Annotated in this window: 22 protein-coding genes; 6 read left to right on the plus strand and 16 right to left on the minus strand. The window is 66.9% G+C overall.

All coding sequences use genetic code 11. The annotated features are described in order from the left end of the window. Nucleotides 1-8: 8 nt before the first annotated feature. Nucleotides 9-2,528 (plus strand): ATP-binding protein, encoded by a 2,520-nt coding sequence (locus O0881_RS00600; protein WP_289909610.1) that lies wholly within the window; start codon nucleotides 9-11, stop codon nucleotides 2,526-2,528. 57 nt (nucleotides 2,529-2,585) lie between these two features. Here O0881_RS00600 and O0881_RS00605 read toward each other — a convergent pair whose 3' ends face one another. The 4 genes from O0881_RS00605 to O0881_RS00620 form a co-directional block, all read right to left on the minus strand. Continuing rightward, complete coding sequence (locus O0881_RS00605) at nucleotides 2,586-3,137, minus strand: hypothetical protein (protein ID WP_289905255.1); 552 nt, start codon at nucleotides 3,135-3,137, stop codon at nucleotides 2,586-2,588. A gap of 158 nt (nucleotides 3,138-3,295) precedes the next feature. Beyond that, complete coding sequence (locus O0881_RS00610; protein ID WP_289909612.1) at nucleotides 3,296-5,716, minus strand: TonB-dependent receptor; 2,421 nt, start codon at nucleotides 5,714-5,716, stop codon at nucleotides 3,296-3,298. A gap of 62 nt (nucleotides 5,717-5,778) precedes the next feature. Then, nucleotides 5,779-6,747, minus strand: a complete 969-nt coding sequence (locus O0881_RS00615; protein ID WP_289909613.1) for a FecR domain-containing protein — start codon at nucleotides 6,745-6,747, stop codon at nucleotides 5,779-5,781. Between the two features lies 1 nt (nucleotide 6,748). After that, nucleotides 6,749-7,276: a sigma-70 family RNA polymerase sigma factor gene (locus O0881_RS00620; RefSeq protein ID WP_289898178.1), complete on the minus strand. Its 528-nt coding sequence runs from the start codon at nucleotides 7,274-7,276 to the stop codon at nucleotides 6,749-6,751. 185 nt (nucleotides 7,277-7,461) lie between these two features. Here O0881_RS00620 and O0881_RS00625 point away from each other — a divergent pair, with 185 nt between their 5' ends. Then, the gene (locus tag O0881_RS00625) at nucleotides 7,462-8,448 is read left to right on the plus strand and encodes a magnesium and cobalt transport protein CorA (RefSeq protein WP_099664247.1); all 987 of its coding nucleotides are present in this window, start codon (nucleotides 7,462-7,464) and stop codon (nucleotides 8,446-8,448) included. Nucleotides 8,449-8,457: 9 nt separating this feature from the next. On the opposite strand, the gene O0881_RS00630 is transcribed toward O0881_RS00625, so the two are convergent. From O0881_RS00630 to O0881_RS00650, 5 genes are all read right to left on the minus strand, one after another. Beyond that, on the minus strand, nucleotides 8,458-9,156 hold the full coding sequence (locus tag O0881_RS00630) for an alpha/beta hydrolase (RefSeq protein WP_289909616.1): 699 nt from the start codon (nucleotides 9,154-9,156) through the stop codon (nucleotides 8,458-8,460). A gap of 81 nt (nucleotides 9,157-9,237) precedes the next feature. Then, nucleotides 9,238-10,296 (minus strand): alpha/beta fold hydrolase, encoded by a 1,059-nt coding sequence (locus O0881_RS00635; RefSeq protein WP_289909618.1) that lies wholly within the window; start codon nucleotides 10,294-10,296, stop codon nucleotides 9,238-9,240. Nucleotides 10,297-10,397: 101 nt separating this feature from the next. Further along, nucleotides 10,398-11,243: a universal stress protein gene (locus tag O0881_RS00640; RefSeq protein ID WP_251349026.1), complete on the minus strand. Its 846-nt coding sequence runs from the start codon at nucleotides 11,241-11,243 to the stop codon at nucleotides 10,398-10,400. Nucleotides 11,244-11,266: 23 nt separating this feature from the next. Further along, complete coding sequence (locus tag O0881_RS00645; protein WP_289909621.1) at nucleotides 11,267-13,072, minus strand: alpha/beta fold hydrolase; 1,806 nt, start codon at nucleotides 13,070-13,072, stop codon at nucleotides 11,267-11,269. Between the two features lie 330 nt (nucleotides 13,073-13,402). Then, the gene (locus O0881_RS00650) at nucleotides 13,403-13,564 is read right to left on the minus strand and encodes a hypothetical protein (protein WP_289909622.1); all 162 of its coding nucleotides are present in this window, start codon (nucleotides 13,562-13,564) and stop codon (nucleotides 13,403-13,405) included. On the opposite strand from O0881_RS00650, the gene O0881_RS00655 reads away from it, so the two are divergent. Next, complete coding sequence (locus O0881_RS00655; protein ID WP_289909623.1) at nucleotides 13,563-13,751, plus strand: hypothetical protein; 189 nt, start codon at nucleotides 13,563-13,565, stop codon at nucleotides 13,749-13,751. The two genes, O0881_RS00650 and O0881_RS00655, sit on opposite strands and share 2 nt — an antisense overlap. Here the strand turns inward: O0881_RS00655 and gcvA are convergent. Next, a complete protein-coding gene (gcvA, locus tag O0881_RS00660; protein WP_289909624.1) occupies nucleotides 13,748-14,650 on the minus strand; it encodes a transcriptional regulator GcvA in 903 nt (300 codons plus the stop codon). The two genes, O0881_RS00655 and gcvA, sit on opposite strands and share 4 nt — an antisense overlap. A gap of 123 nt (nucleotides 14,651-14,773) precedes the next feature. Here gcvA and O0881_RS00665 point away from each other — a divergent pair, with 123 nt between their 5' ends. From O0881_RS00665 to O0881_RS00675, 3 genes are read left to right on the plus strand one after another with little or no spacing between them, the layout of a single operon-like run. Then, the gene (locus O0881_RS00665; RefSeq protein ID WP_289909625.1) at nucleotides 14,774-16,171 is read left to right on the plus strand and encodes an MFS transporter; all 1,398 of its coding nucleotides are present in this window, start codon (nucleotides 14,774-14,776) and stop codon (nucleotides 16,169-16,171) included. Continuing rightward, nucleotides 16,168-16,791 carry a glutathione S-transferase family protein gene (locus tag O0881_RS00670; protein WP_289909626.1) on the plus strand — a complete coding sequence of 208 codons (624 nt, stop codon included), beginning with the start codon at nucleotides 16,168-16,170 and terminating at the stop codon, nucleotides 16,789-16,791. Before O0881_RS00665 ends, O0881_RS00670 begins: the two co-directional genes overlap by 4 nt. 18 nt (nucleotides 16,792-16,809) lie before the next feature. Next, entirely contained in the window at nucleotides 16,810-17,832 is a 1,023-nt protein-coding gene (locus O0881_RS00675) for an LLM class oxidoreductase (protein ID WP_289909627.1), read from the plus strand. Nucleotides 17,833-17,839: 7 nt separating this feature from the next. On the opposite strand, the gene O0881_RS00680 is transcribed toward O0881_RS00675, so the two are convergent. The 6 genes from O0881_RS00680 to O0881_RS00705 all read right to left on the minus strand — a co-directional run bounded on the left by O0881_RS00680 (nucleotide 17,840) and on the right by O0881_RS00705 (nucleotide 25,887). Beyond that, nucleotides 17,840-19,126: a DUF445 domain-containing protein gene (locus O0881_RS00680; RefSeq protein ID WP_289909628.1), complete on the minus strand. Its 1,287-nt coding sequence runs from the start codon at nucleotides 19,124-19,126 to the stop codon at nucleotides 17,840-17,842. A 77-nt stretch (nucleotides 19,127-19,203) separates the two neighbouring features. Then, nucleotides 19,204-20,601 (minus strand): amino acid permease, encoded by a 1,398-nt coding sequence (locus O0881_RS00685; protein ID WP_289909629.1) that lies wholly within the window; start codon nucleotides 20,599-20,601, stop codon nucleotides 19,204-19,206. Between the two features lie 209 nt (nucleotides 20,602-20,810). Then, nucleotides 20,811-22,598 (minus strand): MFS transporter, encoded by a 1,788-nt coding sequence (locus tag O0881_RS00690; protein ID WP_289909630.1) that lies wholly within the window; start codon nucleotides 22,596-22,598, stop codon nucleotides 20,811-20,813. 44 nt (nucleotides 22,599-22,642) lie between these two features. Further along, a complete protein-coding gene (locus O0881_RS00695) occupies nucleotides 22,643-23,737 on the minus strand; it encodes an amidohydrolase family protein (protein ID WP_289909632.1) in 1,095 nt (364 codons plus the stop codon). Between the two features lie 3 nt (nucleotides 23,738-23,740). Beyond that, on the minus strand, nucleotides 23,741-24,508 hold the full coding sequence (locus tag O0881_RS00700; RefSeq protein WP_034781637.1) for a DeoR family transcriptional regulator: 768 nt from the start codon (nucleotides 24,506-24,508) through the stop codon (nucleotides 23,741-23,743). Nucleotides 24,509-24,543: 35 nt separating this feature from the next. Continuing rightward, on the minus strand, nucleotides 24,544-25,887 hold the full coding sequence (locus O0881_RS00705) for a D-tagatose-bisphosphate aldolase, class II, non-catalytic subunit (protein ID WP_289911432.1): 1,344 nt from the start codon (nucleotides 25,885-25,887) through the stop codon (nucleotides 24,544-24,546). Nucleotides 25,888-25,892 lie beyond the last annotated feature (5 nt).

A 25,892-nucleotide genomic window follows, 5' to 3' on the forward strand; every position in this document is an offset into this window, starting at 1 on the left:
GGGCCACCGTGAAAATTGTCACGCGCTTCAAGCTGGCCCAACTGTTTTGCGTGGTGCTGGTGGCCATCATCGTCGCCGTGCTGTTCTCCACCACCATGGCGATGCAGCGCGAACTGGCGAAGAACAAGGCGGCGGCCGATATCCTGCAAGCCGTCACGTCGCTGCGCTACCTGTCGATCGAGTATGCGCTGCATCATGGTGCGCGCACGCGCGCCCAGTGGCAGCTGCGCAGCGAGTCGCTGTCCACGGGGCTGCTGGCCACGCCCGCCTTCAACGGCGACGAAGAGCGCAAGCTGCTGCGCGAATTGCAGGGCGACCTGGCCGGCGTGGGCGGGCTGTTCGAGCTGTTTGTCGCGAATCACCGCGAGCTGGGGCAGGACCCGCAGCGGCGCGAGGTGCTGGGCGAGCTGGAAGCGCGCCTGTCGGGCCAGATCATGGGCAAGGTGCAGGGCATGATTTCGGATGCGATGCGGCTGTCCGAATTGAGCCGGCAAGGCGTGCTGGAGGCGCAGCAGCAAGCCAACGTGGCCGTGATGCTGTTTGGCGGCATGATCATCGCGCTGGTGGCCGGCCTGATCTACTTCACCATGACCAGCGTCACGGGACCGCTGGAAAAGCTGCGCCAGGGCACCCTGATCGTCGGCGCCGGCAAGCTCGATTTTGCGCTCGGTGTGCACACCAAGAATGAGATCGGCGACCTGGCGCGCGCCTTCGACGGCATGACGGAAAAGCTGCGCCGCACCACCGTCTCGCGCGACGAGCTGGCGCACACGAATACCGCCCTGGAAACGCAGATCGCCGAACGCCAGCTGGCCGAGCGCAAGGTGCATGAACAGCTCGAGCGCCTGAACCTGCTGCAGCAGATCACGCGCTCGATCGGCGAGCGGCAGGACTTGCGCAGCATCTTCCAGGTGGTGGTGCGCAGCCTGGAAGAGCAGCTGCCCATCGATTTCAGCTGCATCTGCCTGTATGAGCCGTCGCAGCACGCGCTGCAGGTGACGTGCGTGGGCGTGCGCAGCGAGGCGCTGGCGCAATCCTTCATGATGAGCGAACACGCGCACATTCCCATCGACGAAAATGGCCTGTCGAGCTGCGTGCGCGGCAAGCTCGTGTATGAAGCCGATATCGCCGATGTGGCGTTTCCGTTTCCGCAGCGGCTGGCGCAAGGGGGGCTGCGCGCCCTCGTCATGGCGCCGCTGCTGGCTGAAAACACGGTCTTCGGCATCCTGATCGTGGCGCGCCGTGCCGCGCACAGCTTCACCAGCGGCGAATGCGAATTCCTCAGCCAGCTGAGCGAGCATGTGGCGCTGGCCGCCAACCAGGCGCAGCTCTACGGCGCGCTGCAGCGCGCGTATGACGATTTGCGCCAGACCCAGCAGTCGGTGATGCAGCAGGAGCGCCTGCGCGCGCTGGGGCAGATGGCCAGCGGCATCGCGCACGATATCAATAACGCCATTTCCCCCGTGGCCCTGTACACCGAGTCCTTGCTGGAGACGGAAACCAATCTCAGTCCGCAGGGCCGGCATTGTCTGGAAGTCATCGAACGGGCCATCGACGACGTGGCCGCCACCGTGGCGCGCATGCGCGAATTTTACCGCCAGCGCGAACCGCAACTGGCGCTGTCACCCATCAATGTCAACCTGGTGGTGCAGCAGGTGCTGGACTTGACGCGCGCGCGCTGGAGCGACATGCCGCAGCAGCGCGGCATCGTCATCGCCCTGCGCATGGAGCTGGCGGACGGGTTACCCATGCTGCCCGGCAGCGTGGGCGAAATCCGCGAAGCGCTGACGAACCTGGTCTTCAATGCCGTCGACGCCATGCCGGAAGGCGGTACCCTGACCGTGCGCACGGCCTGCATCGGCGCGCCAGGCCAGGCCGGGGTACGGCAGGTGCAGGTCGAAGTGGGCGATACGGGCATCGGCATGGACGAAAATACCCGCCGCCGCTGCCTGGAACCGTTTTTTACCACCAAGGGCGAGCGGGGCACGGGACTGGGCCTGGCCATGGTGTACGGCATGATGGAGCGCCATGGGGCCGGCATCGACATCGTCACGGCGCCGGGGCAAGGCACGGCGGTGCGTCTGGCGTTTCCCGCCTGCGCGGAAGGCGAGGGGGTGGAGGTGCCCGACACGGCCCACGTCGTGCCGCCGCGCCTGCGCATCCTCGTGGTGGACGACGACCCGATGGTGCTCAAGTCCCTGCGCGACATCCTGGAAATCGACGGCCATGACGTGGTGTCCGCCGATGGCGGCCAGGCCGGCATCGACTGCTTCCTGGCCGCCTGCGACAGGGGCGAGCATTTCGCGGTGGTCATCACGGACCTCGGCATGCCCCACGTGGACGGGCGCAAGGTGGCCAGCGCCGTGCGCCAGCATTCGCCGGCCACGCCCATCATCATGCTCACGGGCTGGGGCCAGCGCCTAGCGGCCGACAGCGACTACCCCGAACACGTCAACTGCGTGCTGGGCAAGCCGCCCCGGCTGAAGGAATTGCGGCGCGCCTTGAACATGGTTATTTCGACGGGGTAGGGCCTGGGAGGGAAGGGCAAGGCCGTCAGCGCCTTGCCGGCTTGCTGACAGCGGGTACTATGCTTTCGTGCAAGTCGTTTCGGTAATATCCAGGTTCGCGGCCTTGCCGCTGGCATCCGAGAAGACCGTGTCATACAGGAATTGTACCGCGTAATCTTTCACCACCAGGTTGCCGCTGGCATTCAGACGGAATTCCCGGCCCCGTCCAATCGGCGCATCTTGCGTGCTATAAATACCGGCATAGCCGATTTTATCGGCAAGATGGATCACCGGATAGATGCGGTCGTTGATCAATCGGCTGGCAAGATTGCCGGCGCCGCCATAATGCGCGGTATCGGGACCGGTGATGATGCCCTGGTTCAAGGACAGCGTTTGTGCCGATGCCCCCAGATACGGGTAATAGGCGAGACCCGATATCTGCAAGGTATCGCCGGCGCCTGCGGCGATCTGGCCCAGCGTCTGCGAGCCGGTCGCACACTTCCACTTGCCGTCCAATGTACCGCTGCTGATGGTCGCGATGACCGATGGCGCAGGTGCGGCGTCGCCGCCACCTCCGCCGCCACAGGCGGAAAGCATGGTGGCAAGCATAGTGATGATCATTTTTTTCATAATAGGGTCGATGATGCCGGCAAGGCGTGCCGTAGCGCGCCGTGATTCTACGGATATTTCCGGAAGGAAAGTTCACGAATTGTCACATGGCGCGCTATTATTCTCTTTCTATGAAAAACGCTGGTGCCGGTACGCCTGGCCGGCTCCGGTGACGGGGTTCAGAACCGGTACGTCAACGTCCCCCGCACGCTGCGCGGGACGCCATACGTGCCTTGTGCGTAGGTGTTGATGTTGATGTATTTCTTGTCCAGCGCGTTTTCCACGTTCAGCTGGGCCGTCAGCTGGCGCGACAGCTGGTACGTGGCCATCAGGCTCACCGTGCTGTAGGCTTCCTGCGTCACTCTTTCCTTGCCGTTCGGGCCTTCGTCGTCAAAGTAGAACTTGCTTTGCCAGTTGACGCCGCCGCCCACGGTGAGGTCGGGCTTTACCTTCCAGGTGGTGAACAGGCGCGCCGTCGAGCGGGGCGACAGGGTGTTGATGTCCTGTTGCTCGCGGTCCCTGGCGCGGAAGTGGCTGGCGCTGGCCGTCACGTTCCAGCCCGGCGCCAAGCGGCCCGACAATTCTCCCTCGATGCCGCGGCTGGTGGCGCCGCGCGCCGCATAATACGCTTGCGTGGTGGTGCCGGGAATCCTGTGCGCGCCGTCCGGCTGGGCCAGCTTGTCCTGCTTGATTTCAAAGATGCCGATGGAACCGTTGGCCCGGCCCCCGGCCAGTTCTCCCTTCAAGCCCACTTCCATGCTTTGCCCCGTCAGCGGGTCCAGCCAGGCGCCCGTGCGGTCCTGGTTTTCCTGCGGGCGGAAGATGTCCGTATAGCTGGCGTAGGCCGAGTATGTCTCATTGAGATCGATCACCACGCCCGCGTAGGGCACGAATTTGCTCTTGGCGAAGGCAAAGCGGGCGCTGCCGTCAAAGCCGATGCGGTCCTTGTCCCAGCGGCTCAAGCGCCCGCCGAGTATCAATTTAGTGTTGTCGGCAAGGTTCAGGCGCGCCGCGCCATACGCGCCATATTGTTTGGTCGTGTATTTTTCCGACAGCACGAGTTCGCCCCAGGCCGGCTGCGGGTAGCTGCCATCCCAGGCGAGGAAATTGCCGATCGGTTCAGGGTCGAGCGCTTCCTTGACGCTGAACTCGGCGTGCTGCACCGTGTAGTTGGCCCCGACGATGACTTCATGCTGGCGTCCGCCCAGGGTAAACGGGCCGGACAGCTTCACGTCGGCGCTGCTCTGGTCGCGCGCGCCGATGTAGCGGTTCGGATAGCCGAGCATGCCCAGGCCCGTGATTCTATCGGGCCGCTCCGCCAGGAACACCAGCGGCGTGTCTTCCGTGTGCTTGCTGTACATGGCTTGCGCCTGCGCTTTCCAGCCCTGGCCCAGCGCATGTTCGACGGTGGCGTGCACATTCGTCTGTTCCGTGGCCCAGGCGGCCCAGCGGGGCGCCGTCGTGACGGACCGGTCGAAATCGGTGCGCGTGCCGTCGCTGTACCACAGGGGGAAGCCGCCCCAGTTGCTGCCTTTCGGGTCGTTCTTCTGGTAGCTGGCGCCCAGCATGGCCACGGTGCCGGGCGCCAGGTCCGCCTCGACGGTGGCGTAGACGAGCTGGCGCTGGTTCGAATAGCCATTGGTAAACGACTTGCGGTCTTGCCAGGCGCCGGCCACCCGGCCGCGCACGGAGCCGTCTGCGTTCAGCGGCGTGGCCAGGTCGAGCGTGCCCCGGTAATCGCTCCACGAGCCGGACGCCAGCGACCATTGCCCTTCGAATTGCCTGGCGCTGGCCCGCTTGCGCACCAGGTTGATCGAGGCGGACGGGTAGCCGGCGCCCGTCAGCAAGCCCGTGGCGCCCCGCGTCACCTCCACGCGGTCGTAGATGAGCGAATCCATTTCCGATTCGCCGCCCGAATACTGCACCTTATAGGTGGTGGGCACGCCGTCGTACTGGAAGTTGTCGACGTCGAAGCCGCGCGCGGAAAACGTGCTGCGTTCCGTGTCGAACTGGTTGACGGCGATGCCGGGCGTATTGCGCAGCACGTCGCGCACCGTCAGCAAGTCCTGGTCGTCCATGCGCTGGCGCGTGATGACGCTGACCGATTGCGGCGTTTCGCGCAGCGACAGCACCAGGCCCGTGGCGCTGGCCGTGGCCGGCGTCGTGTACGAGCCCGTGCCTTCCGTGCTCGTGCTGCGCTCGGCCGTGGCGCGCACGGCGATGCCGGGCAGGGTGGCCGCGTCGGCCGCCGAGGGCAGCTTGCGCACGGCGTAGTGGCCGCCGCCCTGGTCGACAGCGTATAAGCCGCTGCCGTCCAGCAGGCGGGCGAAACCGTCGGCCACCTGGTAATTGCCGTTCAAACCGCGGCTGGTCAAACCCGCATATAGGCTGGCGGCGCCGGAAATGCTGACCCCGGCGTCGGCCGCAAACGCGGACAGGACGGCGCCGAGGGGGCCGGCGGCCACTTGGTAGTGGCGCGCGGGCGCCTGCTGCGGTTGCTGCTGGGCGGATGCGGGCGCGGTCAAGGCCAGGCTGCCCAGCAGGGCCAGGGTGATGCTGGTGTGGCGGTAGTGCTTCATTGCTTGTTTCCCTTCGTTCATGTGTTGGTCCTGTGTGGATTGACGGGGCACATGACGGAAAGGGACATTCTTCTCAAAAATTTTTATGCGGGCTCGACAGAAATCCACCAACGGCTGTGGCGCCGTACGCGGATGGGCAGCGACGCTTGCAGCAGGGCCAGCAGGGCGTCCGTGTCGCGCAGCTGGTACACGCCCGACACGCGCAGCCGCGCCACGGCCGGATCGCAGCGCACCACGCCGTGGCGATAGCGGGCCAGCTGCGCCAGCACCTGCTCCAGTGGCGTGTCGTCCGCGTACAGCAAGCCCTTGAGCCAGGCGGTTGCGTGCGGCGCCAGCGGCTGGGGCGCGCCGGCGGCCGTTTCATCGAAACTGGCTTGCCAGCCCGCCTGCACGATGACGGGCCGGCCTTCGGCGGGCCGCACTTCCACGGCGCCCTGCGAGACGGCCACATGGGTGCGCGCGCCCAGCAGGCTGTCGTCCTGGCGCACCGTGAAGCGCGTGCCCAGGGCGCGGATGCTGCCGTTGCTGGTGCGCACGATGAAGGGACGCCCGAGGGGATCGGGGCTGGTCGCCACGTGTATCTCTCCGCCGCGCAGCTGCACTAGGCGCAGGGACGCGCCGAAGACGATGTCGGCGGCGCTGGCCGTATTCAGGCTCAAGCCGCTGCCGTCGGCCAGGGGGAAATGGCGGATGTCTCCCGTGGCCGTGCGCAGGTCGGCCGTCCATGCCTGCCATGGCGTCACGCGCAGCATGGCCCAGCCGGCTGGTCCGGCGACGATCAGCACGGCCAGGGTCTTCAGGATGGCGCGGCGCGGCGCGCCGGACGGGCGGTCCAGCACTTGCCTGGACAAGGGCATGGCCAGCGGCGGGGGCAGCATGCCGAAGGTGCGGCACACTTGCTCGGCCCGCTGCCACGCCGTTTCATGGTCGGGGTGGGCGGCGCGCCAGCGGGCCAGCCCCTGTTGCGCGGCTGCATCGAGTTCGCCGCCTTGCAGGCGCATCATCCAGTGCGCCGCTTCGCGCGCGGCGCGCGCATCGAGGGCCGTGCTCATGTCAGGCCAGCAGCAGGATGCATTGTTCGAACGCCTGCACCATGTAGCGCTTGACGGTGCGTTCGCTCACCTTCAGGCGCGCGGCGATGTCCGCATACGCCATGCCTTCCAGCTGCGACAGCAGGAAGGCCGTGCGCACCTTCGCCCCCAGGCCGTCGAGCATGGCGTCGATCTGGTGCAGGGTTTCCAGGATCAGCAAGCGGTCTTCCGCCGACGGCGTGACGGGGGCGGGCAGCTGCGCCAGGGTGGCCAGCCAGGCCTGCTCCAGCGACTGGCGGCGGTAATGGTCGATCAGCAGGCGGCGCGCCACGGTGGTCAGGTAGGCGCGCGGCTCGCGCAGGGTGACGGCGCGCTCGCCGGGCGTGGCCAGCAGCTTGATGAAGGTATCCTGCGCCAGGTCGGCCGCGTGATCCGTGCAGGACAATTTGCCGCGCAGCCAGCGCAACAGCCACGGATGGTGCTGGCCATATAGCTGACTCAATGACATGGGGCTTTGAGAATCGGCGGCAGGCGATACGGCATACGTCACGGCACACTCCAGGTTGGCGCGGAAGTCCCGTGCCGCTGGCGCATGCAGGCTCTTCTTAAATGCGAATGGTTCTCATTTTACATTGACGTGCCCGAATGTCAATGCGGTAGCCGGATTGGCATGGCAATCATGCGCTTTCCGCTATACTGGCCCCCCAATATTGTTGCCCCTGGCCGAAAAACACCATGGACCTGAGTACCCACGCCGCCGTCGTCAATTGCGAAGCGTATCGCGACGGCAAGAAGATCGCGCACTTTGATATCGACAAGGTGGGCGACTTCCTCGGCGACCCCGATTGTTTCGTGTGGATCGGCCTGGCCAGCCCCGACGTCACGGCCATGCACGCGCTGCAAGCGGCCTTCGGCTTGCACGAACTGGCTGTCGAGGATGCGCAGGGCGCGCACGAGCGCCCCAAGCTGGAAGAGTACGGCGACACCCTGTTCATGGTGATGCACACGGCCACCCTGGATGGCGAGGCCATCGTCTACGGCGAAACCCACGTCTTTCTCGGTCCCCGCTTCATCATCACGGTGCGCCACGGCGCCTCTGCCGGTTATGCGAAGTTGCGCGAACGCAAGGAAAGCATGCCCGAGAAGCTGGCCAGCGGTCCCGGCTACGTGTTGTATTCCATCATCGATTTCATCGTCGACCAGTACCAGCCGTGCATCGACCATTTGCAGGCCCGCTTCCAGCACCATGAACTGCAGCTGTTCAAGCCCAGTTTGAGCGAGGACAAGCTACAGGATTTCTACCAGCTCAAGACGGAGCTGCTGAAGCTCGACGCGGCCGTCAACCCCCTGCATGACATCTGCACCCAGCTGATCCGTTTCCATGGCGATATCGTGCCCAAGGAAAACCGCATCTATTACCGCGATATTCTCGACCACGTGAAACGGGTCACGCATACGGCGGGGCAGATGCGCGAGCTGGTCAATTCGGCCATGCAGGTGGCGCTGGGGCAAATTTCAATCCGCCAGAACGAGGTCGTCAAGCGCCTGGCCGCCTGGGCCGCCATCCTGGCCGTGCCCACCATGGTCTTCAGCCTGTACGGCATGAATTTCGAATTCATGCCGGAACTGAAGTGGCGCGGCAGCTATCCGGCCGTGATCGTCGTCATCATCGCCGGCTGCTGGTGGCTGCACCGCCGCCTGAAGCGCGAAGGCTGGCTGTAGCCGGCAAGCTTACGCTGCGGCCACCGCACTTGCCGCCTCCAGTATCAGCGCCGCCACTTCCACGGGGCGCGAGGCCAGCGACGCGTGGCTGGCGTTCAGGGTGATGACCTTTCTCGCCTGCAGGCGCGCCGCCATGCGCTCCTGGTTGACGGGGGAAATCATGCGGTCGGCGCTGGACACCTGGTACCAGCTGGGCTTATGTTTCCAGGCCGGGTCGCTGACGGTGTCGCCGAAGGTACTGGCCAGCGGCGCTTTCTGCACCACGCCCAGCACGGCGCCTTCTTCCGCGTCGAGGTCCTGGCAAAAGCTGTCATGGTATTGCTCGGGCTTGACCCACAGATAGCCGTCGCTGTCGCCTTCCAGGCTGGCCGCGCCCAAGGGCGGGTGTTCCTGCGTGATGCTGCCCGGGCTTTCGCCCGCGTCGGGGGCAAAGGCGGCGATGTACACGAGGCCCGCCACATTCGGCGCATTGCCGGCCACGCTGATGACGGCGCCGCCGTAGGAGTGCCCCACCAGCAACACCGGGCCATCGACCTGCGCCACCATCTTGCGTGTGCGCTCGGCGTCGTCGGCCAGCGACGTCAAGGGCAGTTCGACGGCGCGGATGGCCGTGTGGCCGTGGCGCCGCAATTCGACGATGACGCGGCTCCAGTGGGCGGCGCCGCCCCAGAAACCGTGGACGAGGACGATGGTGGCTTGCTTGCTCATGCGGAACTCCTTGGGACAAGGGAAACACGGAGAAGACCGCGCCGTGTGCGAGGCGGCACTGCGCGGCGGCTGGCTGCACGCCTATTGTAGACCTTCCCAGCGCATGGCCTCGATGGCGTCGACCACCGTGCTCTCGTATTCGATGAAGAAATCGCTGTGGAAGCCGTTGCGCATCACCAGGTGGCTGCTGCCGGGCAGGGCGGCGGCCAGGCGCTCGCCGTCGGCCAGGCGCAGCGGCCGGATAAAGTCGAGTACTTCCTGCGCGGCGGCCCGGGTGGCGGGATCGGCTTGCAGCAGCCATGGAAACAGGTTGCGCAAGGTGCCGGGATCGACGGTGACGATCAGCGCCGGCGCGCGCACGCGGCGGTAGTCGGGCGAAAAATTGTGCGCGGCCACGTCCATGGCCCTGGCGATGGCGGGCGGCGTGTTCGGCCGCACCGAACCGTCGGGCAGCACTTCCAGCGCATCGCGCCAGTTCGCTTCCAGCGCGGGCCACCATTGCTTGTTGATACGCCTGGCATAGGCGATCGAGGCGTCCAGCGATGCCAGGTCGGCTTGGCCGGGCGGTGGTTCGTCGTAGGGCGTCGGTGCGGGTTCTTCATAGCCGCCGCTGGCCAGGTAATCGAAGGTCGTGTCCAGGTAGGCGAGGCCCCGCACGCGCCGCGGGTGGCTGCCGGCGAACAGGGTCAGTTCGTTGCCGGCGATGGAGTGCCCTGCCAGGATGATGCGCGGCACCTTCAGTGCGTCCAGCACGGCCAGCAGGTCGGCCACCAGGGTGGCGGGAGCGTAGCTGGCGTCGCTGGCGGGCGTTGGCTTGCTCGACGAACCGTAGCCGCGCCGCGTGATGGCCAGCACGCGGTGGCGGCGCGCCAGCGCGGGCGCCAGGCTGTCGAACGCATGCGCATTGGCGCCCAGGCCGGCCAGCAGCACGATCACGTCGTCGCTGCCGCCCCTTGCCGATGGCCAGTCGCGCACGTGCAGGCTGACGCCGGGGGCGACGCCGATCTGCCGGTCCGTCACGCCGGATGCGCGCGGCAGCGAATTGCCGCCGCATGCGGCGAGGCTGGCCAGCGCCGTCATCCCCGATAGAAAGTGTCTGCGGGCGTGGAAATGCGCGGGGGCGCCGTGTGTCTTGCTCATGCTGTACTCCTGGTGTGGGTGAGGGCATGAGCAGTGTCGCCGCCGCGCATGAAGCGCGGATGAGGGGCGGGTGAAGGAAGGCTGAAGGTCCTCCGGCCGCGCTAGTGCGACACCAGCACCGGCAACGTCGTCTCTTGCAGCACCGTGCGCGTGACGCCGCCCAGCAGCGCTTCGCGCAGGCGCATGTGGCCGTAGCAGCCCATCACGACCAGGTCGCAGCGCCGCTGCGCGGCCATGGCCAGCAGGGCCGTGCCCACGTCCTGGCCCGGCGGCGTGTCGTGCTGCAGCACCTCGACGTTGACGCCGTGGCGCGCCAGGTACAGGGCCAGGTCGGCGCCCGGCTGCTCGCCGTGCGCGGCCGGCTGGGCGTGCGAATTGACGACGGCCAGGGTGACTTGCCGCGCCTTTTGCAGCAGCGGCAGCGCATCGGTGATGGCGCGCAGCGCTTCGGCGCTGCCGTTCCAGGCCAGCAGCGGATGCTGCGCGGCGCCCGCCGGCGCGGCGGAGGGCGCGTGCGGCACCATCAGCACGGGCCGGCCGCAATGGAGCATCAGGTATTCGGCCGTGCCGGCGATGACGCGCGACGGCGTATCCTGCGCATCCGTCTGGCCCAGGATCAGCAAGTCGCAATAGCGCGCCTGCAGCAGCAGCGCGCCTTGCGCGTCGTCGTCGACGAAGCGCGTTTCGTAGGCGCCCAGGCCTTCCTCGCGCGCGATGCGCTCGAAGTCGTGCAAGGCTTCGCTGGCCTGGGTGCGCAGCGCCTGCATCTGCGCCGGCGCAAACTGCAGCGCGTTGACGCCGCCGCCATACGCGTAGCGCGAGATGCCGCTCATGGCCGAACCGATCAGGTGCGCCCCTTCGGCGATGGCCAGGCGCACGGCCAGGCGGATGCGCTGGGCGCAGTGGCGGGAATTGTCGACGTGGACCAGCAGGGTGGTGTAGGGCATGGCGTTTCCTCGGTTGTCAGTTGTCAGGTCTGCAGCACGTAGCTGCCCGGCGCGTCGCCCAGGTCGGGGCCCATGGCCGGCGGCGCCACTTGCGCGCCCGCTTGCTGCGCCAGCCAGGCTTGCCAGGCGGGCCACCAGGAACCGTCATGGTGCGGCACGTCGCGCTGCCAGCTGTCCGCGTCGACATAGGGCGCGTCGTGGCGGTGCGTGGCCAGCTGGTAGCTGCGGCGCGGCTGGCCCGGCGGCGAGACGACGCCCGCGTTGTGGCCGCCCGAGGTGAGCAGGAAGGTGACGTCCGTGTCGGTCAGCAGCTGCAGTTTGTAGACGGAGCGCCACGGCGCCACGTGATCCGTCAGGGTGCCGACGGCAAAGATCGGTGCATCGATGTCGGGCAGGGCGATGTGGCGGCCTGCCGTGCGGTAGCGGCCTTCGGCCAGGTCGTTGTGCAGGAACAGGCGGCGCAGGTATTCCGAATGCATGCGGCAGGGCATGCGCGTGGCGTCCCCGTTCCATGCCATCAGGTCGCTGTCCTGTTCATCTTGTCCCAGCAGGTAGTGGTTCAAGCGGCGCGACCAGATCAGATCGTTTGAGCGCAGCAACTGGAAGGCGCCCGCCATCTGCTTCGTATCGAGGTAACCCTGCTTCCACATGGCCGCTTCCAGGAAGCTGACCTGGCTGTCGTCGATGAACAGCGACAGTTCGCCCGGCTCCTTGAAGTCCACCTGCGAGGCCAGCATGGTGAGGCTGGCCAGGCGCGCATCGCCATCGCGCGCCATCGTCGCGGCGGCAATCGCCAGCAGGGTGCCGCCCAGGCAGTAGCCGGCCGCGTGCACCTGCGGCGCGCCCGTGATGCGGGCAACGGCGTCGAGCGCATCCATCACGCCCAGCTGGCGGTAGTCTTCCAGCGACAGTTCGCGGTCTTCTTCCTGCGGGTTTTTCCAGGAAATCATGAACACCGTGTGGCCCTGGCCCACCAGGTAGCGCACCAGCGAATTGTGCGGCGACAGGTCGAGAATATAGAACTTCATGATCCAGGCGGGCACGAACAGCAGCGGCGTGGCATGCACGCTCTCTGTCGCGGGCGCGTACTGTATCAATTCGATCAAGTCATTGCGGTAGACCACCTTGCCCGGCGTGACGGCCACGTTCCCGCCTACCTTGAACGTGGCTTCGCTGGCCGCGCCGGCGCCCATGGCGGCGCGCTGCCAGTCGTCGGCCGCGTGGACCATGCCGCGCGCCAGGCTGGCGCCGCCGCTCGCGAGGGTGGCTTGCTGCACCACGGGATTGGTCAGCAGGAAGTTCGACGGCGCCAGCATGTCGAGCCACTGGCGCACGGTGAACGTGACGACATCCTCGTGGTGCGGCGAGACGCCGCGCACGCCCGTGGTGGCGCGGTGCCACCACTGCTGCTGCAGCAAGAAGCCCTGGTAGACGAGATTGTAGGGCCAGCGTTGCCAGGCCGGGTCGTCGAAGCGCCGGTCCTGCGGCAGCGGCGCGATGCACGGCGGCTCGGCGGCGCCGCCGGTCAGGGCCGATTGCCAGGCATATTGCTGCCAGCGGCCGATCTTCTTCCACGCTTCCTGCAGCAGCGTTTGCTGCTTCGATGGCGCCAGCGCCAGGTGGCTGAGCCAGTCGGCATACGCGTTGCCCAGCGCGGCCGGCGAAATGCCGCCCGTAAACTTGCCCAGCCAGGCGTTCAGCAGCAGGTCGAGGGCGGCGCCTTCCGGCGCGCTTTCCGGATAGCCGGGAACCGGCACGCCTTGCCAGGCGCTGCCCAGGCGCTCGTGTGCAAACTTTTGCTCCGCATTGCTCGACTGCGTCTTGTTCATCCGGGGCTCCCGTCATTTTTTTACAGGATAGCAAGAGCTTGTTCAAAAAATTATGATCTACATCAAGTTTGGCCGGATGCCTGCGGCCGGCAACCTGCCGCCGGAATGGCCAAGTCCGTTTGCTGTATAAACGACATTTATTTAAATGAATTTACTGATTGCAATGATTAAAAGTGAATTTTTCATGCGGTAATACCCGGATTCGATGGCGGCGCCAGCCTCCAGTTCCCCATTCTACACTCTGTCAAGGCGGATTTCTTTGCGCCACGACGCATGCTGGCAAACCAAAAAATTGTTTCTTTTTGGATTTATTTATTGTATTTGGTAAATTTATGCAGCAAAATACCATTGCAGCCTGAGCAGCAGGCGTGCAGGCCGTTCAAGCCGGCGGGACAGGCCGGTAACCGGAATCGAGGAGAGGGGCATGCTTACCAGGATGACAAGCGGCAGGGCAGATGCCTGCAGGGGCAATACGGCGTTCAGGCGCGGCATGGCGCGCGATACCGCGGGCGCTGCGCGACCGGCCCTGGGCCGCCTGCAGGCGCTCGCCTACCTGGCGCTGCTGTTGGCCGTGCTGCCCGCCGCAAGCTGCATCGCCATGGGACGCGCCGGCGTGCCGGTGCTGTTCAGCACCGCGTGCGGCGTGGTGTCGTGCGCGGCCGGGGGCGATGTGTTCTAGCGCGTGGCCTGCGCTTCCTCGCAAATCCATGCCATGAATGCCTGCACGGCGGGGCGCGTGGCTGCGTCGGGCCGCGTCACCAGGTAGTAGGCAAAGCGCGCCGGCCACGGCAAGTCCAGCACTTGCACCAGGCGCCCGGCGGCGATTTCCTCCTGCGCATACAGCTGCGGCACCAGGGCCAGGCCCTGGCCCGCCTCGGCCGCGCGTATCAACAGAAAATCATCTTCGAAGGCCGAGCCGCGCAGCGCCCGCGCCGTATCCTCGCTGCCGTCCGGCGCGCCATGCGCGGCCAGCCACAGGGGCCAGTCGGCGCGGTCCGTATCGTGCAGCAGCGGGTAGCGCAGGCAATCGGCCGGCGTGGCGATGGGCGGTTGGCCCGCCATCAGGGCGGGGCTGGCGACGGGCACCAGCACGGGCGCCATCAGGCGCGTCACCTGCAAGCCCGGATAGTCGCCCAGGCCGTGGCGCAAGGCTACGTCGACCCGGTCGCGGCGCAGGTCGACCAGCGCGGATGTCGCTTCCACGCGCACTTCGATATGGGGATGGCGCTGGTTGAAGCGGCCCAGGCGCGGCACCAGCCACGCGGCGGCAAACGTGGCGACCGTGCTGACGGTCAGCGTCTGGCGCGCGCCCATGTCTTCCAGCGCCTGGCTGGCGCCGGCGATCTGCGCGAAGGCGCCCAGTAGGGCGGGGTGGACCATGGCCCCCGCCTCGGTCAGGCGCAAGCCCTGGCGTTCGCGCGTAAACAGGGGCATGCCGACCCGTTCTTCCAGCAGGCGGATTTGCTGGCTGACGGCGCCCGACGTCACATGCAGCGCTTCGGCGGCCGCCTTGATGCTGCCGCGCTGGCCCACTTCGACAAAGGCGCGCAGCGCCTGGAGCGGTAAAGGATGCGTCATCGATATAGTTTTTCTAAAGTTAAGCGCGAAAAAACATCGTTTCTGTTTCGCTCTTGGAAAACGCATTATAGGGGAATGCGGCGTTGTTTTGACGTCGAGTAAAACTATATCGATAGGAGCTCCATGTTACTTTCACATCGGCAACTTTGCCTGCTTTTGCTGTGCACCACGCAATTCGTTGCCTTGCTCGATTTTTCCATCACCATGATTCCCTTGCCGCAAATCCAGCACAGCCTGGGCTTCACTCCCGGCGGGCTGCAATGGGTGATCAATGCGTATGGCGTGGCCATCGCCGGCTTCCTGCTGCTGGGCGGGCGCGCGGCCGACCTGTTTGGCCGCCGCCGCGTCTTCATCGCGGGGCTGCTGCTGTTCACGGCCGCCTCCTTGCTGGGCGGCTTTTCGCACAGCCCGGCCATGCTGGTGGCCACGCGCGCGCTGCAGGGCTTCGGCGCCGCCATGTTTTCGCCGGCCGCATTTTCCCTGCTGCTGGCCGTGTTTCCCCAGCCGGCGCAGCGCAACCGGGCGCTGGGCGCCTGGACGGCCGTGGCGGCCAGCGGCTTTGTCGCGGGACTGATACTGGGCGGCTTCATCACGGACCTGCTGGGCTGGCGCTGGGTGCTGTGGATCAATGTGCCCGTCGGCTTGCTGGTGCTGGCCCTGTCGCCGGCCTTGCCTCAGGGCCGGCCCGATGCCGCCGCGGCTGGCGGCTCGCTCGACGTGTGGGGCGCGCTGCTGGTGGCGTCGGGTGCGGCGACGCTGGTGTTTGCCTTTGCCAATAGCGAGCATGTGGGATTGGCGCATCCGCTCACGTTTGCCCTGGTCGCGCTGGCGCTGGCCTTGCTGGCGCTGTTCGTCTGGGTGGAGGGGCGCGTGGCCACGCCGCTGATGCCGCTGGCCGTCTTCCTGCGCCGCTCGACGGGCGGCGCGAATATCGTCTCCCTGCTGGCCAACACGGCCCTCGGTCCCACCTTTGTCGTCGTGGCGCTGGCCATGCAGGAAGTGCTGGGGTTTTCCGCCACGCGCACGGGACTGGGCTTGCTGCCGATGGCCGTTGCCTTTACCCTGGCCAGCGCGTGGGCCGGACCGGCATTGATCGCCCGCTGCGGCACCAAGCCCGTCATCGTTGGCGGCATGCTGCTGTTCATCGGCGGCCTGGCCATGCTGGGCGCGTCGCTGGCCACGCTGGCGTCGTGGGCCGCATCCATCCTTCCCGGCACCGTACTGGCCGGCATCGGCTATGGCCTGGCGTTTCCCGCCTGGACCGTGGCCGGCATCGATGGCGTGCCGGAAGCGGACCATGGCTTGGCGGGCGGCATGCTGACGACCACGCAGGAAGTCGGCTCGGCCGTCGGCCTGGCCGTGGGTGTGGCGGTCAGCATCGCCGTGCTGGCCGGCGGCGGCACGGCCGCGCAAGGCTACAGCGGCGCCATCCTCGTTTCCGCCTGCCTGGTGGCGGCGGGCCTGGCCTGCGCCATCGTCATCCTGCCCGGCAAGGCCGCGCGCCAGGAGGCGGCGCCATGATGGAGCTCTATACCGACAGCTCGCCCAACGGTTTCAAGGCCACCATCGCGCTGGCCGAACTGGGCTTGCCCTATCGATTGCGCCATGTGCGCATCGAACAGGGCGAGCACCGCTTGCCCGCCTTCCTGGCCCTCAATCCGCACGGGCGCATTCCCGTGCTGGTCGACCACGACACGGGCATCACCGTGTTCGAGTCGGCCGCCATCCTGCTGTACCTGGCGGAAATGACGGGGCGTTTGCTGCCGGCGCAGCCGCAGCTGCGCTGGGCCGCCATCACCTGGCTGCAATTTCACGCGGCCAGCATGGGGCCGATGCTGGGCCAGCGCGTGCACTTTGAGATCGCGGACGCAGGCGCGAACGTGTCCGCCACGGCGCACTTCCGCCACTTGTGCGACGCCGCGCTGGCCACCATGGACGGCCGCCTAGCGGACCACGCCTACCTGGCCGGCGACGACTATTCCATCGCCGACATCGCCAGCTTCGGCTGGCTGCACATCGCCGACCTGGTCGGCTTCAAGCTCGATGACTGGCCGCACGTGGCCGCCTGGTACGCCCGCGTGGCGGCCCGCCCGGCCGTGCAGCTGGGCATCACGCTTCCCGCGCCCGCCACGGGCGCTTGACCTATATCAAGGAGCAATATGACGATCGATACCGGCGGCGCGTCTTCGCACGCGTTTGCCCACCATGCAGGCTACCGCCGCATGTTCGCGCCCGGCGCGCTCACCCTCGGCATTTATCTGCCGCTGCGCTTTTACCAGGGCGACATGCAGGCGCTGGCGGGCCAGGCCGACCTGGTCGCCGCCATGGACCGGCAAGGCTTTGCCGCCGCCTGGGTGCGCGACATTCCCCTGTTCGACCCGCGCTTCGGCGACGCGGGCCAGCTGTTCGACCCGTGGACCTATCTGGCGTATCTGGCGGCGCGCACGGAGTCGCTGGCCCTGGCCACGGGCAGCGCCATTTTCACCCTGCGCCATCCGATCGACCTGGCCAAGGCGGCTGCCAGCGTCGATCAGCTGTCGGGCGGACGCCTGGTGCTGGGCACGGCGTCGGGCGACCGGGCCAGCGAATTTCCAGCGTATGGCGTGCCATACGCCACGCGCGGTGCGCGTTATGCGCAGGCCGTGCACATGTTCCGCCAGCTGCTGCGGGCAGGCCCCGCCAGCATCGACGGCCCGCTGGGCAGCCTGGCTGGCCTTGAACTGCTGCCCAAACCCGTGACGGGCGCCATTCCCCTCGTCGTCACCAGTTCCTCGGGCCAGCCGCTGGAGTGGATCGGGCGCCACGCCGATGGCTGGCTGACGTATCCGGAAGCGACGGATACGCCGGAGGGGCCGCGCCGGCTGGCGGACAAGATCCGCGCCTGGCGCGCCTGCATACCGGATGGCGGCTTTCGCCCGCACATGTGCAACGAGTGGCTGGACCTGGTGGACGACCCCGATTACCCGCGCACGCCCGTGCGCAGCGGCTATGTGCTGCGCACGGGACGCAGGGGCTTGATCGACTTGCTCGGTGAATGGCGGGACGCTGGCGTCAACCATGCGGCGCTGGGCATCCAGCATGGCCAGCGCCCGGCCGCGGAGGTGCTGCAGGAACTGGCGCAGGAAGTGCTGCCGCATTTTCCCTCGCATGCGGCGCCGGCCAAGGCCGTGCCGCGCTGGTGAAGGCGGCCTAGAACAGCTGAGTAGCCGTATAAATCAGCAAGCCGGCCAGGCCGCCCACGATGGTGCCGTTGATGCGGATGAATTGCAGGTCGCGCCCGATGGCCAGTTCGATGCGCTCGCTCATTTCGTCCTTGCTCCACAGGTCCAGGCGGGCGGCGATGAAGGCGCCCACCTCGCCCCGGTAGCGGCGCACCAGCGCGCCGCTACCGGCGACGATGGCATCGTTCAGCCATGCCCGCGCAGCCTGGTCCGCGCCCAGCACCTTGCCCGTGTTCTGCGCCAGGCCGGCGATGGCTTGCGCCAGCACGGGCTGGTCGGCGTGCAGGTCGGCCAGCAGGCGCGCGCGGAGGTGGTTCCAGACGTCGCCCAGCATGGCTTGCACCGTATCGCTGGCGATCAGCTGCAGCTGGTAGCGGTGCACGGTGTCCTGCCACTGCGGGTCGGCCTTCAGGTGCAGCGCGCTGTCGGCGATCCAGCCGGCGATGCGCTGGCGCAGCGGGTGAGCCGGATCGACGCGCACGGCGAGAGCGAATTTCTGCAGCGAGGCGATCATGCGCGGTTCATACGCTTTCACGGCTTTTTTCACCAGCGCGTTCTCGATCTGGAAGGCGCCCAGCACGAAGTCGCCGATGGCGGCGTGGTGGTGCTCTTCGTCCAGGTAGGCGGCGCTGCGGTCGAGCAGGAAGTCCAGCAATTCCTGCGGCTTGCCGTCGGCGATCAGCGCATCGATGCAGTCGGCCGCCACGTCCGACAAATTCAATTGGCCCAGGTAGCTGCTGGCCTGCTCGCGCAGCAGACGCCCCAGTTTGTCGTGGTCGGCCATCGCCAGCAGCTGCCTGGCGACACCGGCGCCGGCCATGCCCAGCTGCCGCGCGTGGGTCTCGTCACCGAGCCAGGCGCCCAGGCGCGCGGCGGGGTCGGCTTGCACGATGCGTTCGGCGATGCCTTGCTCGGTAATGAAATGGTTTTCCACGAAGGCGCCCAGGCTGCGGCCGATGTCCGCCTTGCTGTTCGGGATGATGGCCGTATGCCACAGGGGGATGCCCAGCGGGTGGCGGAACAGGGCGACGACGGCGAACCAGTCGGCGATCGCGCCCACCATGGCCGCTTCGGCGAACGCTTCCACGTAGCCCCAGGCGGGGTGGCCGCCTCGCTGCGAACGGGCCACGGCGAAGACCAGCGCGGCCAGCAGCAGCAAGCCGACGGCCAGCCACTGCATGTTGCGCAGGCGCGCGCGTTTGAGCTGGTCCGTGCTCTGGTCCAGCTGTGCGATGAGGTCGGGGGAACGTTGCATGGATGGCGGCCTGCGGTGGTTGCGAGACCGCCATCTTAACTGGGGCAGCGACAGGATATGTCGCTGCAGGGGATTTTTTACTGCGGCGGGTGCAGCAGCGAACGGCGGCGCGCGTAGCCGAAGTAGATGACCAGGCCGATCACCAGCCAGATGGTGAAGGCCACCCAGGTGACCCAGCTGAGGAAGCTCATCAGGCCCACGCACAGGATCACGGCCAATGCCGGCACGTACGGCACGCCGGGGCAGCGGAAGGCGCGCGGCAGGTCGGGACGCCTCTTGCGCAGCACCACCACGGCAACCGATACCATGGTGAAGGCGGCCAAGGTGCCAATGTTGATCAGCTCAGCCAGGATGTTGAGCGGGATCACGGCGGCGATCAGGCCAAAGACGATGCCGACCAGCCAGGTGGCGAAGAACGGCGTGTGGAAGCGCGGGTGCACGGTGGACAGGCGCTTGGGCAGCAAGCCGTCGCGCGACATGGCGAAGATGATGCGCGTCTGGCCAAACGCCATCACGAGGATCACGGTGGTCATGCCGAGGATGGCGCCCAGGTCGACGAAGCCGGCGATCCAGTTTTCGCCTGCATACTGCAGGGCCAGCGAGACGGGATGGTCGACGCCGAGGAATTTTTGATACGGCACGATGCCCGTCATGATGGCCGAGACCACCACGTACAGCACGGCGCACACGGCCAGCGAGCCGATGATGCCGATCGGCAGGTCGCGCGACGGTTTCTTGACTTCCTCGGCGGCCGAGGTGACGGCGTCAAAGCCGATGAAGGCGAAGAAGACGAGGGCGGCGGCGCTCAGCATGCCGTGGTAGCCGAACGGCATGTAGGGCTGCCAGTTGGCCGGCTGCACGTGGCGCGCGCCGAAGATGATGAACAGCAGCACCACGCCTACCTTGATGGCGACCATGATGTTGTTCAGGCGCGCCGATTCGCGCACGCCCCAGCCCAGCATGGCCGTCAGGGCCAGCATGATGACGAGGGCCGGCAGGTTGATGAAGGTGGTCACGCCGGGCAGCGCGCCGGGGGCGGCGGTGAGCGCGACGGGCAGGGCGATGCCAAAGCCCGACAGCAGCGACTGGAAGTAGCCGGACCAGCCGACGGAGACGGCGGCGGCGGCCAGGCCGTATTCGAGCAGCAAGTCCCAGCCTATCATCCAGGCGGCCAGTTCGCCCAGGGTGGCGTAGCTGTAGGTGTAGATGGAGCCGGCCACCGGCACGGTGGAGGCAAATTCCGCATAGCACAGGGCGGCGAAGCAGCAGGCGACGGCCGCCACGACAAACGACAGCGACAGGGCGGGGCCGGCCGTCAGCGCACCCGTGCCGGTGAGCACGAAAATGCCCGTGCCGACGATGGCGCCGATGCCCATGAGGACAAGGTCGAAGGGCCCCAGCACCTTGGCCAGACCTCCTGGCTTCTTGCTGTGGGCAATCATGTCATCCAAATTCTTGGTTCTAAATAAGCTCACTGTGTCTCCTGGTGGTTTTTGTCATGGCGCCATTGCCGCCTCGTGAGTAGCACGACGCAGCCAGATTCTAGCCCAGGCGGCCAGGATTCCAGAAGGAAAACCGTACTGTGGCGTGCGCGCCAGCCCTGTAAACTTGTCCAGCAGGCAAAAAAACAGCCCCGGAAGTGCCCGGGGCTGAAAAGGAGACTGCTACAAATGGTTACTTTGGCTTACTTTGAAAAGTGCGCCTCGATCTCCTCCAGTGTCTTGCCTTTGGTCTCCGGCAGCAGGAAGGCCGCCGCCAGGAAGTACAGCACGGTGCAGCCGGCGCCAAAGAAGAACAGCGTCGAATAACCGTGCAAGCCCACGGTCGGCAGGAAGATGGCGGCGATCACCGTCGAGACGAACTGGTTCACCAGCAGGGCGATGCTCATGCCGTTCGAGCGGATGCGGGTCGGCATCAGCTCGGACAGGGCCAGCCACACGCACACGCCCGGCCCCACGGCAAAGCTGGAAACGAACACGCAGATGGCAATCGCCACCAGCCAGCCGTGCGTGGACGAGGGCACGGGGCCCAGGCTGGCCTTCTCGATGCGCAGCGGCGCCTCGCGCCCGGCGGCCGGGTCGGCGAAGGGGTTCAGGTGCAGCTTGCGGAAGAACACGCCGATCACGCTGTCGGCCTGCACGGCGTCCGCGCGGGCGATCGTCACCTGGCGCAGCACGGGATCGTCGCTGCGCAGGCTTTTCACGTTGGTGAACGGGCCGTAGGCGTAGGCGATGGTCAGCTGTTGCGGCGTGCCGTCGGTTGCCGCGCCCAGGGCCGCCAAGGTGGCCGCATCGAGGTGCAAGGCCAGGCTGTCCGCTTGCACTTGCGCCGCGATGGCGGGGCGCACGTCGGCCAGGTGCGCTTCGGCGCCGCGGAACAGCAGGCCGGCCGCCAGCAGCGAGACGACGATGCCGCCCGTGCCCAGCATCAGCAGGAATTTTCGGCCCTTGCGGTCCACCAGCAGCACGGCCACCACCGTCATCACGGCGTTCAGCACCTTCAACAACACGTCCGCCATGTTGGCCGAGGCGCCGGACAGGCCTGCCTGGTTCAGGATATTGACGACGTAGGCGAGGATGGAATTGATGCCCGTCGCCTGGGTGCAGGCGAGGATCAGGCAAGCGAGCAGGAAGGGCAGCACGTAGCGGCGGCTCAGCAGCGGATCCCTGGCCTTGCCGCCGGCCTTGGCCGTATTTTCCGGCGTATCCTGCATCTCGCGCAGTTCGATGTCGGCGTCGGCGGGCAGGCGCGTGCGCAGCAGCGACTGGCGCGCCTGCTCAATGCGGCCCCGTTGCGCCAGCCAGCGTGGCGATTCGGCCAGCAGCAGGGCGCCGACGGTAAACACCAGGCCCGGCGTCAGGCAGACCCAGAAGATGCTGCGCCAGGCGTGGTCCTTGGCGGTGAAAATGGCGGCGATGCGGCCCGCTTCCGGCAGCGCTTGCGCCGCCTGCGTGGCCGTTTCCACCGTCTGCGCCTGCAGCAGGCCAATCAGGGCTGCTGCCACCAGGCCGATGGTCAGCAGCAGCTGGAACAGGGCCGCGCCCCGTCCGCGCTGCTGCGCGGGCAGGCATTCGGCCAGGTACAGGGGCACGACGACGCCGATCAAGCCGCCGCTGATGCCTTGCAGCAGGCGGCCCAGCAGCAGCGGCATGTAGCCGTCGGCCAGCGCGATCAGCGGGATGCTGGCGCTGAACAGGGCGCCGGCCAGGAACATCACCCAGCGCCGGCCCAGGATATCGGCCAGGGCGCCGGCGAACAGCGAGGAGAGGACGGAGCCCAACAGCACGGCGGCGACGATAAAGCTCAGCTGCTGGGCCGTCAGTTTCCAGGCCACGGACGCCGTCGATTCCAGGTAGGGCAGGGCGCCGGCGATGATGCCGATGTCTATGCCGTACAGCAATCCCCCCATGCCGGCAATAAATAGCAGGTAGCGCATGGCCCACACGGGGGCCTTGTGTGACGTGTCGTGCATGAAAACTCCGGGACGGGGTTGGGGGCTGGGTCTAGAGACTGAATCTAGCGGGTGGAAAGATCGATGGTCGCGCCTTCGACGAAGACGGACACTGGCTGTAATGTGGAATCGAGGACGACGATATCGGCCCAGGCGCCGGGCGCCAGGCGGCCCCGTTCGGATTCGCCCAGGTAGTCGGCCGGGTACAGCGACAAGCGGTTCGAGGCGTCGGCCAGGTCCAGGCCCAGGTCGACGAAGTTGCGCAGGGCCTGGTCCATGGTCAGCACGCTGCCGGCCAGCGAGCCCGTGGCCAGGCGCACGCAGCCCAGGCATTTATAGACGCGCTGCGTGCCCAGGCCGTATTCGCCGTCCGGCATGCCGGTGGCCGAGGTGGCGTCCGTCACGCCGTACAGGCGGGGGATGGCGCGCAGGGCCGCGCGCAGGGCGCCCTTGGCCACGTGCTGCAGGTCGGGGATGATTTCCGCGTACTCGGCATGCGCCAGCGCGGCGCCCACCATGCCCGGGTCGTAATGCGTCATGCCCGTCATGCCGTTGTACAGATGGGTAAAGCCGGAGACGCCGGCGTTGAGCGCCGCCACGCCTTCGTCATACGTGCCGGCGCTGTGGCCGATCTGCACGCGCATGCCCATCGCCGCCAGTTGCGGGATCAGTTCCAGATGGCCGGGGATTTCCGGCGCCATGGTCAGCACCTTGATGGGGGCGATGGCGTGGAAGCGCTGCACCAGCGCCAGGCTGGCCTGCACCACGTCGGGCGGCTGCGCGCCCAGGCGGTGCAAATTCAGGAACGGGCCTTCCAGGTGCACGCCCAGCATGCGCGCGCCGTTGGCAGGGCGCTCGGCGATGACGCCGGCCAGGCCGTGCAGGGCGCGCAGGATCGACGGCTCCTTGGCCGTCAGGGTGGTGCCCAGCAGGGCCGTGGTGCCATGGCGCGCATGCACCTGCGCCACGGTGGCGCCCGCGTCGTCGCCTTCCATGATGTCGACGCCGGCCGCGCCGTGCACGTGCAGGTCGATGAAGCCGGGCAGGATGGTCAGCGCGCTGTCGGCGGCAGGGTCTTCTTGTATCTGGACGATGCGCTGGTCAAAGGTGATGGTGCCCGTGATCCAGCCAGATGGGGTAAGGATTCTGCCGCTCAGCATGTGTTATTCCGCTATAAAAAGTTCGATGCCCAGCTTTTGCAGCCCTTCGCGGTACTCCTGGCTGATGCTGGCATCGGTGATGACGGTATCGACGCGGTCCAGCTGCACGATGCGGTGCAGGCTGACGCGGCCGAACTTCGAGGCGTCCGTGAGGACGATGATTTTCTTTGCCCGTTCCACCATCTTGTGGTTCAGGCTTGCTTCCGCTTCGTGGTGGGTAGTCACGCCAAACTGCAGGTCGAAGCCGTCCACGCCCAGGAACAGCTTGTCGAAGCTGTACGCCTGCAGGCAGGTTTCGGCCTGGCTGCCCTGGATCGACAGCGACTGCTTGCGCAGCAGGCCGCCCGTGAGGATCAGGTCCACGCCGGGCGCATCGGCCAGTTCCCACGCGATGTTCAGGCCATTCGTCGCCACCGTCACGCCCGTCGCATCGCGCAGATGGCGTGCCAGCGAGATGGTGGTGGTGCCCGAGTCGATGATGATGTTGTCGCCCGGTTCCACCAGCCGCGCCGCATAGGCGCCGATGCGCTCCTTCTGCTCGTGGTTGATGGCGTCCTTCTGGCGTATCGTGTGCTCGGGCGGCGGCGTGCGCGTCAGGGTCGCGCCGCCGTGGCTGCGCGTGGCCATGCCTTGCGCTTCCAGCGCATTCAAGTCGCTGCGGATGGTGACCGCGGACACGCCGAGCTTTTCCACCAGATCGGTCACCTGCACCGAGCCCTGCTGGGCAAGCATTTGGAGGATGGATTCACGGCGTTGGCTGGTATTTCGCATGGTGGCGGGCTCAGTAAAAAATGAAAATACCGAGCTTAACAGATTGCCGCTTCGGCAATGACGGGGACTGCCGCATTGCGGTTGCAGGCGCGCGCATATTGCGCCAGCAAGCTGCCGATCTTGTGCTCGATCAAGGCCGGTGCCTGCGCTTGCAGGCTGCCCTGCACCACGGCCAGGTACTGTTCCGGCAAATGCTGGCTCAGCAGCGGCAGCGGAATGGCCACGGCGTCCAGGTTGGCCAGCAGCTTGCCGACGGCGGCCGCCACTTCCGGCTCGCCCCAGTAATAGCGGCAACGGTCGCTCAAGCCGTAGCGGCGCATCAATCGCTGTTCTTCCGGCGTACCCAGGTAATGCTTGATCCAGTTCTTCGGCTTGGCCACCATCACGTCGTCGAGCACTTGCATCAGCTGCGAGGTGGCGTGCGCCGGCAGCAGTTCTTCCTCGATCTGGCACAGGGCGAACAGCGCTTCGCGCAGGGCGAAGGTGGCGGCCGGGCCCACTTTCAGGATGGCGAAGTGGTCGCGCACCATGGCATGCAGGGCGGACTCGCGCTGATAGTCGGTGGAATGGGCTTCGAACACGAGGCCAGGCTGCTCGGCGACAAAGGCCGACAGCTCGGCGGCGGCATCCGCATCGTAGTGCTGGATGCTGCTCTGGTCGAAATCGACGCCCGGCTGCACCACCATGGCGATGACGCGGCGCCAGGCGCCATGCAGGCCGTTGTCGAGGAAGGCGCGGCGGTGCACGTCCAGCGTGCGGCGCGCCGCTTGCGGGCTGGTGACGGCGCCGGCCTGCGCCAGCGACGCTTCGCCGCCGGGAATCGGCACTTCTGTACCGATCACATAGACGGGCGGCGCGAAGCCGGCGGCGGCCGCCGCTTCCTCGGCGACGATGCACAGGCGCGCGGAACGGGCGGCCACGGTTTCATCGTCGAGCTGCAAGGGGTCATCCACGCAGCGCATGCTGCAATCGAGGTGGATTTTATGGAAACCGGCCGACGCATACGCGGCGATCAGGGTTTCGGCGTGATTCATCGCGGTGGTCGCATCGAGGTGCTGCCATGCGTTCGGACCCAGATGGTCGCCGCCCAGCACCAGGCGGCTGGCGGGGAAGCCCTGTTCGCGGGCCAGGGCCAGCATGGTGTCGCGGAAAACGGCCGGCGTCATGCCCGTGTAGCCGCCGAACTGGTCGACCTGGTTCGAGGTCGCCTCGACCAGCAGCACGGTGTCGTATTCGCTGGCCACGCGCATGGCGGCGCGCAGCACGCTCGGGTGGCTGCAGCAGACGGCGTACAGCCCCACGCGCTCGCCGCGGCGGTGCGCCTTGATCACTTGCTGGATCGGGGACAGGGTAAAAGTCGGGTTTTCCGCTTGCGTCATCATGT

The organism is Janthinobacterium sp. SUN100 (assembly GCF_030397705.1).
Taxonomy (GTDB): Bacteria; Pseudomonadota; Gammaproteobacteria; order Burkholderiales; family Burkholderiaceae_D; genus Janthinobacterium; species Janthinobacterium kumbetense.

What these genes read in the sequence shown, in the direction of transcription:
- O0881_RS00605 (WP_289905255.1), bottom strand. Translation starts at nt 3,137, where the DNA reads ATGAAAAAAATGATCATCACTATGCTTGCCACCATGCTTTCCGCCTGT.
- O0881_RS00610 (WP_289909612.1), bottom strand. Translation starts at nt 5,716, where the DNA reads ATGAACGAAGGGAAACAAGCAATGAAGCACTACCGCCACACCAGCATC.
- O0881_RS00615 (WP_289909613.1), bottom strand. Translation starts at nt 6,747, where the DNA reads ATGAGCACGGCCCTCGATGCGCGCGCCGCGCGCGAAGCGGCGCACTGG.
- O0881_RS00625 (WP_099664247.1), top strand. Translation starts at nt 7,462, where the DNA reads ATGGACCTGAGTACCCACGCCGCCGTCGTCAATTGCGAAGCGTATCGC.
- O0881_RS00630 (WP_289909616.1), bottom strand. Translation starts at nt 9,156, where the DNA reads ATGAGCAAGCAAGCCACCATCGTCCTCGTCCACGGTTTCTGGGGCGGC.
- O0881_RS00635 (WP_289909618.1), bottom strand. Translation starts at nt 10,296, where the DNA reads ATGAGCAAGACACACGGCGCCCCCGCGCATTTCCACGCCCGCAGACAC.
- O0881_RS00640 (WP_251349026.1), bottom strand. Translation starts at nt 11,243, where the DNA reads ATGCCCTACACCACCCTGCTGGTCCACGTCGACAATTCCCGCCACTGC.
- O0881_RS00645 (WP_289909621.1), bottom strand. Translation starts at nt 13,072, where the DNA reads ATGAACAAGACGCAGTCGAGCAATGCGGAGCAAAAGTTTGCACACGAG.
- O0881_RS00655 (WP_289909623.1), top strand. Translation starts at nt 13,563, where the DNA reads ATGGCGCGCGATACCGCGGGCGCTGCGCGACCGGCCCTGGGCCGCCTG.
- O0881_RS00650 (WP_289909622.1), bottom strand. Translation starts at nt 13,564, where the DNA reads ATGCCGCGCCTGAACGCCGTATTGCCCCTGCAGGCATCTGCCCTGCCG.
- gcvA (WP_289909624.1), bottom strand. Translation starts at nt 14,650, where the DNA reads ATGACGCATCCTTTACCGCTCCAGGCGCTGCGCGCCTTTGTCGAAGTG.
- O0881_RS00665 (WP_289909625.1), top strand. Translation starts at nt 14,774, where the DNA reads ATGTTACTTTCACATCGGCAACTTTGCCTGCTTTTGCTGTGCACCACG.
- O0881_RS00670 (WP_289909626.1), top strand. Translation starts at nt 16,168, where the DNA reads ATGATGGAGCTCTATACCGACAGCTCGCCCAACGGTTTCAAGGCCACC.
- O0881_RS00675 (WP_289909627.1), top strand. Translation starts at nt 16,810, where the DNA reads ATGACGATCGATACCGGCGGCGCGTCTTCGCACGCGTTTGCCCACCAT.
- O0881_RS00680 (WP_289909628.1), bottom strand. Translation starts at nt 19,126, where the DNA reads ATGCAACGTTCCCCCGACCTCATCGCACAGCTGGACCAGAGCACGGAC.
- O0881_RS00690 (WP_289909630.1), bottom strand. Translation starts at nt 22,598, where the DNA reads ATGCACGACACGTCACACAAGGCCCCCGTGTGGGCCATGCGCTACCTG.
- O0881_RS00695 (WP_289909632.1), bottom strand. Translation starts at nt 23,737, where the DNA reads ATGCTGAGCGGCAGAATCCTTACCCCATCTGGCTGGATCACGGGCACC.
- O0881_RS00700 (WP_034781637.1), bottom strand. Translation starts at nt 24,508, where the DNA reads ATGCGAAATACCAGCCAACGCCGTGAATCCATCCTCCAAATGCTTGCC.
- O0881_RS00705 (WP_289911432.1), bottom strand. Translation starts at nt 25,887, where the DNA reads ATGACGCAAGCGGAAAACCCGACTTTTACCCTGTCCCCGATCCAGCAA.